Source organism: Desulforamulus aeronauticus DSM 10349, from assembly GCF_900142375.1.
Lineage (GTDB): Bacteria > Bacillota > Desulfotomaculia > Desulfotomaculales > Desulfotomaculaceae > Desulfotomaculum > Desulfotomaculum aeronauticum.
On the sequence record NZ_FRAR01000054.1, the window covers coordinates 1 to 2,208 of the forward strand.

Consider the following 2,208-nt stretch of genomic DNA (forward strand, 5'->3'; position numbering starts at 1 on the left):
TCCATTATAGCCCCCTAGAAATAAAGTCGAGCAAAAAACCACCAATAAGCATCAAGCCAAACTGCAGATGAAACTTGGCTGCAGTTGCTTCAAGCATTACTAAATATTCATTATTACCCTGCCAGGAAGCACTCGTTTGCTTGATTATTTTAACCAATCCCGGAATTAGCAAAATAGGAAGTAGCGCTGTCAGAGGTATTTTTTGAGTTGCCAGCAAAAGAATTAGTGATAAGAAGGCGCCTATATTCAAGAAATAATACAACAAGAAGCCTTTCTTCTTGCCCAGTGTTAGTGCTAAGGTATGAATCCCCGCTTTATAATCAAAGGGAACGTCTCGTAAATCATTCGCATGTAGAATACAGGAGACAAGAAAACCGATAGGTAGAGAAACCCAAAGGGCTAACCAGTTAAAAAACCCCGTTTGAACATAATAAGCCCCAATGACCATGCAAGGACCCATCAAAAAGAAAACCAAAATTGAACCTAACCCCATATATTTATAGGGTTTTGGCCCCAAAGTATAGGTATATCCGAAAATAACCCCGATGCTTCCTAAGAGCAAAATGGGCCATCCCCGTAGATAGGTTAAATAGCCACCAATCATGGCCGCCAAAAGAAAAGCAAAAATACCTGCCAGTTTCATTTGTTTTGGTTTTAAAATATCGTTTACTAACTGCGGGCAGGTCGCGGCAGATTCTGGCGTATCAACCCCAGAAATATAATCCCCATAGGTATTGGTTAAGTTTGTTCCTGCTTGTAATAAAATGCCACCCATAAAAGTGAGAATGAATAAGAAGACATTGAAATGACCATGCTGTAATGCCACTACGGTACCCAATGTTACCGGAATCGCCGCAGCGGTAAAGGACCAGGGCCTTATGGCCAGAAACCATGTTTTTATCACTTTTTTCCCCCCTCCTAACCATCCACTCCAATAAAATGAATATAAATTCATTTTATTGGCTTTATCTTAAAATCTATTTTCTGGAAAGTCAATGGGGTAGATACAAACTTTCTTTAACTAGTCCTAGGTTAAATAATACAGCTATTTAGCAAATAACTCCGGGCTAACTACACCGGAACATACCAGGATAATCCTTGTCAGTTAGGCCTGCGCTACGTCAACCCACGTGGCCTCGGTAATATCCTGTAGTTCATCAACATTTACTTTTACTGCTGCATTGGTATCTCCTGCTGCCGGAAAGACATGCTCATAGGCTTGCAGGGATTGATCCAGATAAATGGGTATCGGTTGTTTTAACCCAAAGGGACATACCCCGCCAACAGGGTGTCCGGTTACAGCCAACACGTCAGCAATTTCGGGCATTTTCGCTTTGGTCTGAAAGGCATCTTTAAACTTCCTATTATCCAGGCGCTTATCCCCTGCCATTACCACCATAATAAAGTCATCTTTCACTTTAAATAACAACGACTTGGCAATTTCCCCATGAGTTACCCCCAGAGAATCTGCCGCCTTGGCTACGGTACTGGTATCCTCAAAGGTCAGTATTTCCATATTCCTTTTTCTCTGTTTAAAAAACTCTACTACATCTTGTACAGACATAATTGCCTCAACCTCCATTTACTTCTTTAAATACTATACTAGCAAGCATCCAGTCACGTCAATTTCTGTTGAAATTAATACTATGATATACTAAGAGCAAGAAAGGAGTTGAAGTTTATGTTCAAAACATATCAGGCTCAGTCGGTATTAGGCGGGGAGGTGCTTGCAGAGTAGAAATACCCTCTGCCCTCCCCAAGCTCAGCATTATAAATACGGGAGGACAAATAGGCAATGACTCAAACAAATTTATATGATGTTGGACTAACCGACCGCTTTACCCAAGAAGCTACGATGTTTGAAGGATTCTACCTCGGCAGGGTATCAATACAACATCGAGATTTATATAAGGTAATTACAGAAAATGGCGAGATAACGGCAGAGGTCTCAGGCAAGTTGGCTTTTCTGGCCAAGGATAACGCGGATTATCCCGCCGTGGGCGACTGGGTCATGGTGGACCGTCTAGAGGACAGCAGTGGCCATGCTATCATTCATCACATCCTGCGCCGTAAAAGCATTTTCCAGCGCAAGGCCGCAGGTACGTCCCAGGAATGCCAGATTGTGGCAGCCAACATTGATACGGCTTTTATCTGCATGTCGCTCAATAATAACTTTAATCTACGGCGGCTGGAAAGATATTTGTCCAT

At 42.3% G+C, this 2,208-nt stretch carries 3 protein-coding genes; 1 reads left to right on the top strand and 2 read right to left on the bottom strand.

Going from position 1 to position 2,208, the window contains the following annotated elements:
• Window positions 1-4: 4 nt before the first annotated feature.
• Both menA and BUA78_RS19595 read right to left on the bottom strand, forming a co-directional pair.
• The gene (gene menA / locus BUA78_RS19590) at window positions 5-904 is read right to left on the bottom strand and encodes a 1,4-dihydroxy-2-naphthoate octaprenyltransferase (RefSeq protein WP_072917908.1); all 900 of its coding nucleotides are present in this window, start codon (window positions 902-904) and stop codon (window positions 5-7) included.
• Window positions 905-1,105: 201 nt separating this feature from the next.
• A complete protein-coding gene (locus BUA78_RS19595; RefSeq protein ID WP_072917910.1) occupies window positions 1,106-1,564 on the bottom strand; it encodes a YbaK/EbsC family protein in 459 nt (152 codons plus the stop codon).
• 231 nt (window positions 1,565-1,795) lie between these two features.
• Here BUA78_RS19595 and rsgA point away from each other — a divergent pair.
• On the top strand, window positions 1,796-2,208 hold a 413-nt coding region (rsgA, locus tag BUA78_RS19600), incomplete at its 3' end, for a GTPase RsgA (RefSeq protein WP_338011642.1).